General features: G+C 40.5%; 6 protein-coding genes. 5 read left to right on the top strand and 1 reads right to left on the bottom strand.

Features of this window, described 5'->3' with window-relative positions; translation table 11 throughout:
* The coding region (locus C5471_RS11920; protein ID WP_278250155.1) for a contractile injection system protein, VgrG/Pvc8 family at window positions 1-405 on the bottom strand (405 nt) is incomplete at its 3' end.
* A gap of 1,153 nt (window positions 406-1,558) precedes the next feature.
* Between C5471_RS11920 and C5471_RS11915 the strand changes: the two genes are divergently transcribed.
* The 5 genes from C5471_RS11915 to C5471_RS11895 all read left to right on the top strand — a co-directional run bounded on the left by C5471_RS11915 (window position 1,559) and on the right by C5471_RS11895 (window position 6,053).
* Entirely contained in the window at window positions 1,559-2,335 is a 777-nt protein-coding gene (locus C5471_RS11915; protein ID WP_133813399.1) for a HisA/HisF-related TIM barrel protein, read from the top strand.
* Window positions 2,336-2,337: 2 nt separating this feature from the next.
* Window positions 2,338-3,546, top strand: coding sequence for a phosphoribosyltransferase (locus C5471_RS11910; RefSeq protein ID WP_133813400.1), 1,209 nt, complete (start codon window positions 2,338-2,340; stop codon window positions 3,544-3,546).
* A gap of 2 nt (window positions 3,547-3,548) precedes the next feature.
* Window positions 3,549-4,211, top strand: coding sequence for an HAD family hydrolase (locus C5471_RS11905; protein WP_133813401.1), 663 nt, complete (start codon window positions 3,549-3,551; stop codon window positions 4,209-4,211).
* A gap of 133 nt (window positions 4,212-4,344) precedes the next feature.
* Complete coding sequence (locus C5471_RS11900; RefSeq protein WP_166295893.1) at window positions 4,345-5,604, top strand: adenylosuccinate synthase; 1,260 nt, start codon at window positions 4,345-4,347, stop codon at window positions 5,602-5,604.
* Between the two features lie 20 nt (window positions 5,605-5,624).
* Window positions 5,625-6,053 (top strand): NUDIX domain-containing protein, encoded by a 429-nt coding sequence (locus tag C5471_RS11895; protein WP_133813402.1) that lies wholly within the window; start codon window positions 5,625-5,627, stop codon window positions 6,051-6,053.
* Window positions 6,054-6,215: the final 162 nt, after the last annotated feature.

Below are 6,215 nucleotides of genomic sequence, written 5' to 3'. Positions count from 1 at the left end.
ATTAAAACGTATATTGGCCTGGAGTTTTTTCTGTTTCAGCAGGCTGTGTAAAATGTCGGGAACACTGAGCTGGTGATAAATACGGCTGTCCTGATCGAGGGTCAGCAGCCACATTTCTGGCCTGACGGTCAGGTGATACAGCGTTTGATGCCGGTTTGTGGTCCCGATAACCGCACTTTCAATCAATCCGTTCACTTCACGTTGCAAAACATCGTCACGGGTGACGGTGAACTGTGCGGTTTGAAGCAGAAGGGTATCCGTATCAATATCGGAGCGCGGTGCCGCCAGGGTCAGCGACAGGGTAAATAACGATGAAAGCGCTTCATCTAATGTAAAATTGACGACCGCAAAAGTCATGGGTGCCAGGTTGCCGATAGTGCAAGAGAAGCGGAGTCCGGTTTTCATGGTTTTTCCTCAATGACATCATCTTTTGGTGTCTGGGCATTATTGAAAGATGTCCCGCATTCATGACCTTCCAACCCCCGAAGAATATTTGGATCACTCGGTTTAGGGATAAATGAGGCAAAGCACGATCGCCTCTTTTGCGATCAAAGGTTAATGAGAATTTATATGTTTATTTAATAAACATCAAGATTGATATTTTAAAGATATGTAAATCTCACTTCAAAACAGTCACTGGTGTGAATTTTATCGGCGTTTAAGTAACATAATGATTTAATTTATTTCAAAAAGTTTGATTTAGGGGAGATTGCTTTGATCAAGTTATGGCACCATGATAGTCAGATGTCATAAGCTGTAATTAATAGTTAACTAATAATTAATATGGTAAACTAATGTGACGTTCCATTATTTTGGTTGGAGATCCTGTATCCTGTCCAAAATGTGGTGGTAATCGAAACCGTTATACCCGGTGTAAAAGATCAGCTGTTCACGATCGATAACTAATAGTGCCTGACGGTGTGAAAAAATACAGCTCATACGAAAGGTGGAAGAATTATCAGATAGAGTCATAAGGAACTTATATCAATAATGAGAAGTCGAGTGTTACTTGGGTAAAAAGTATAACGATAATATAAATAGTTGGTAGATTCATATAATAATCGACCATAGAGCTTGCGATAAAGTTTTTTGCGCAACCCTTGCCGTGTAAGGTGTATCACTATTTTGAAACGTTATTTATTACAATCATTTCCTAAAAAACAGAATTACCTATTTTTTCAGTGGTTGGTATATCAGTCGAACATAATTAACTTCCTTGTTGGTGATAATGGCAGAATTGCTTCCTCATATTTCTACTGAATCCGAACTTCCCCATTGATAAACCACCCCTTATTAAGTAACTTATTAATTAAATATGAGATCCAGCAACTGAATAAAACCATTAAAGTTATTAAATTCGTTATAACTATATTGAGAAATTTTTTCTTTCCATTACTATTGAGCTTATGAGCGATTAACTTAAACAATTAAATTAATCCGTTCATTTTCGAAGAACCAAGAAAAATTTCCATTAATTAAGTTACAACCTATAATTGAATTAATCACATATTGTTATTAGTTTATAAATTATATATTTGGGATTATTTAGGTGCATCCAATGATAAGTAAGGAAACATTTGAGGTCTTCCCCTCGGTTGATATTGTTGACGGCATTGCTATGACATCGAATTCTGCGATTCGATTAACCCTTGGTGAAAGTTCAACATTACGGAGACCTTTAGGTACCCCGGTAGAGGTCGCGCTGGCCTGGCAAAATGCCGGGGCGAAATGGATACATGTTGTTGATCTTGATGCTGCATCAGGGCGAGGCTCAAACAGCCATTTGATTGCTGATGTTATCGCCGCAGTTGATATTCATGTCCAGGTCTGTGGCGGGATCAGAGATGAGGCGATTTTGAGCAAAGTATTAGCAACCGGATGCCAGAGGGTTAATTTGGGAACCGCCGCACTAGAAAAACCAGATTGGTGTGCCCGGGCGATTGCAGAACATGGCGATAAAATCGCAATCGCTCTGGATGTAAGAAGCACATCAGAAGGTTATCAACTGGCAACCCACGGATGGAATGTAAACAATGGCAATCTCTGGGATGTCCTTGAACGCCTTGATAGACAAGGCTGTCAGCGCTACGTCGTGACCGATGTTGAGCGGGGCGGCATGATGAGCTCACCAAACTTCACTCTATTACGTGAAGTCTGTGCGCAAACTTCATCACCAGTGATTGCCGGCGGCGGGGTATCAAGCATAGATGATCTGCGTGCTTTAGCGGACATGTATACTCTGGGTGTTGAAGGTGCAATTCTTGGTCAGGCTTTACATATCGGTAAAGTTTCTCTTGAAGATGCCCTTGCCGCAACGCAATCGCCGAGGAGTTGAATATGTCCGGGACGTTCTCTTTATCTCCTGATTTGGATCTTCGTGCTATTGGTTTATTGGGGGAATTACGCAGCATACCCGAAGCAGGCTATTTAGCGAAAGAAGTGACGTCGCTTCCGGGTTTACTCACAGAGACACCGGAATTCGTCGGTTCCCGTGGCGTTGCCTATTACGAACAAAAATCTTGCCGGGAGCTATTGGCTACAGCGAAAGATTACGCGGAGCACATCACTCAACTCCAGTGTACAGATGAGCTGTGCGCTACCCCATCAAAATACATATTAGCCGATCATATCCTGGCAAAGTTGCTCAGAATTATTGATAGCTTATTAAGCTCTCCGCAAATTGTTAACGAAGATATCGTGCCGTTTATTGATGGGGTCAAAGAGTGCGCTAAAGTCGTCAGCTCAACACTGACAGGCACGGCATTCAGTTTTTCATCCTCTTCGATCCGTGACCTTAAATTGCCGTTTTCTTCGGAACACAAAGTGCCCAGACCGTATATTGAAGGGGATAATCACCTGTTAACGTTAGCCGCAGCACAAATTGACGCATGCCCAAGCTCCTCAATTGTTGGCATTATGTTGGGAGGATCAGCGGCGGCGGCAGTAACCGCAGCGGCATGGGGCAGCGATCTCAATTTAGTGAAAGTTTCACGCTACGATGATGCATCTAGTAAGAGTAATCGTCTGTGGGGACCTGACATTCCGTCTGGGCAAACAGTGACGATTATTGATGATAATTGTGGAACCGGCGATACCTTACGTCAGGCGATCGACCTGGTGATCGCGGAAACCGGGCAACGTCCGAAAGCACGAGCCGTCGAACTGCACTGGGAAAAACTGTTACGCACCTGTACTTATGGGCATCCTGATCGTGTATTCAGCCCTGAAACGTTAGATGTATTGACACCTTGGTGTTTCAGGCATCATCGGGTATTAAACAGTTTGGTTACCCAGCTTTTAACTGATGGTAAATACGCTCATACAACTACTGCGGATTGGGTCGCCTATTCATACAGTTTGTTATCTGTCCTTCATGACTCCTTGGCAGACTCAACATGGGCAACAAAATTATTGTGTTTTCTATCGAATCTGAAATCACAAACACCGCTGAATTGTCAGCAACCAATAGATGCATTTAAGACTCTGGCACATCAATGCCCTGAATGTTCTGCCCGGAAAATTAGTTTAGAAAAGGGAAATAATTGATTATGGCAATAGCACATATTATTTGGGATTGGAATGGAACATTGCTTAATGATGTCAATGTTTCATTAAGTGCAACCAATTTTGCGCTTGCAGAAATTGGCATTGAATCGCTGACCTTAGAACAATATCGGGAATATTATTGTGTTCCGGTGCAAATTTTCTATAAACAAGTGATTGGACGTGAACCTTCATCTTCTGAATGGTCAGTGATCGGGAAAACGTTTAATTTTCATTATCGGCCAGGTATTCAGAAAGCCAGTTTAACTGAAGGCGTGAGTCAACTCCTTGCTTCCCGATATCAAACAGGGGCTACTCAATCATTATGTTCACTGATGCAACATGATGAGTTAGTACCTATGCTCGATAATCATGGTATCGGCAAATTCTTTACCCAGGTAGATGGTAGAAATACGCCACTGTTAACAACCGGCAAATCAGAGCAATTAGCGGATCATCTAAAAAAACTCAATGTTTCTCCTGAACAAAGTGTGGTTATTGGTGACGCTACTGATGACGCCATTGCGGCATTAGCGGCAGGTACCCATGCCATTCTTTATACCGGGGGAACCCACAGCCGTATAAGTCTTGAAACCGCAGGTGTTCCCGTTGTTGATACCTTAAGTGAAGCGCTATTAATAGCAGATTCTCTGGTATATAAACAATAAAAAGGAATTTATTAAAAGTAACTGCCAAAAATAACCATAATAAAAAAATATTTTTGAATATTTTAAAATAAATGATTAAAGATAAAACTTAACTGTTATCTATGTTCACTCCATAAATAAAAGGAATAAATTTATGTTAATTTCTGTCGTTGGGCTTCAATTCGGAGATGAAGGAAAAGGAAAGTTTGTTGACTATTTATCCGTTAATATTAATAACGTCGCCAGATTTAATGGCGGAGCAAATGCCGGCCATAGTGTACAATGTGGGAATATAAGAGGCTCCTTTTCTCAATTGCCCTCATCACTGAATGAAAAAAATTTGTATATATGCCAGGGCGCTTTAATCAGCCTACCGATACTCATTAGAGAGATTGATTTTATACAAAAAGAGAACATTAACTCTAATATATTTATCGATCCTCGATGCCATATTGTTTTGCCATTACATGCCGAGCTAAATAAAGCATCAGAGAAATATAAAGGTAAAAATAAAATAGGCTCGGTTGGTGTAGGCGTCGGTGCCTGCGTTGAAGATAAATCTAATCGCCATGGTATCCGGCTTATTGATACTTTAGATAAAGAGAAATTAAGAACAAAATTAGAGTTTCTTTGGGGTATCAGGGAAAAACAGATTAACCATGTTTTTAATGAAGAAGCCACATTAGATTTTGAAGAGATGCTAGAGAAAACGCATCAATATGGCAAGAGAATAGAGCCTTATTTCACATTTACTAATGAGGTCATCGGTGACTTGCTGAATTCTGGGGAAGATGTCTTACTTGAAACATCACAAGCCACTTTCTTAGATAATAGTTTTGGTACTTACCCTTATACCGTAGCATATCAGACATTAGTTCAAACTTGTTTTGCTATGATAGGTATCCCGGCGCAGAAAATACATATTGTCGGTGTGATGAAATCCTATATGATCCGCGTAGGCAACGGACCATTCCCCACTGAGTTATCTGACGAGAAAGCTGACTATATTCGGGAACGTGGAAACGAATATGGTACCGTTTCAAAAAGGCCAAGACGTTGTGGCTGGTTGGATTTATCTCTGATTAAACATGCGGTAAAACTCAATGGGGTAACAGAACTGGCAATCACGAATGTTGATGTTCTTGCTGGCTTACACGAGATAAAAGCGGCTATTGCATATGAAATTGACGATGAAATCGTGAGTTGTGATAACGCATTATTACAGTTAGACAGAGCAAAACCTATTTATAAAACCTTTAAATGTTGGGGAGAGCTTAACGGAGGATCATATACACACTTGGCAGAGCTTCCCATAGAATTGATTAACTTCTTGTCTTTTATTCAAGACTATGCTGGAGTTCCTATCAAGTATATCTCATATGGACCAGATAGAAATCAGACATTAGTCATTTAATAATAAGAGCGGGAAAGATAATGATTCATTATGTAACTGGATTTATGTTTTCTAAAGATAAAAAACATGTCTCTTTAATCTCAAAATTACAACCCAGTTGGCAAACAGGGAAACTTAATGGGATTGGCGGTAAAATAGAGGCAGGTGAAAACCCTCAACAGGCAATGGCAAGAGAATTCGCAGAAGAAGCAGGAGTTGAAACACGTCCTGAAGAGTGGCGACTATTTACCGTTTTAACTCGTCCTGACGTTTACCGGGTAAATTTTCTCTATATGTGTGATGATCGAGTCTATTGTGCAAAATCAATTGAAAAAGAGATCGTCAATATCTATGAAACAAATGCATTACCCAATAATGTTATCTATAACTTACGCTGGTTAGTTCCGATGGCTGCCGATGAGCATTTACGTTTCGATAAAGAAATTGAAATCACCGAAATGCGGGGTTAAATGTGGTATTATCGGCATAATGTGTATTTTATGTGATTAATGCTGTTGCAAATATGGAAGTTCCTGTGTCTGAAATAGGTGCTTCCATAGCTTTTTACGATCGGAATGTCAGACAAACACGTTCAGTATCATTCGTCCAACAAATTTTTCATGCTTCCCCGC

Source organism: Photorhabdus tasmaniensis (assembly GCF_011189505.1).
In the GTDB taxonomy this organism is placed as follows: Bacteria; Pseudomonadota; Gammaproteobacteria; order Enterobacterales; family Enterobacteriaceae; genus Photorhabdus; species Photorhabdus tasmaniensis.
Note: the sequence above shows the minus strand (reverse complement) of the source record. Positions and strands in the feature narration are given on the sequence as shown.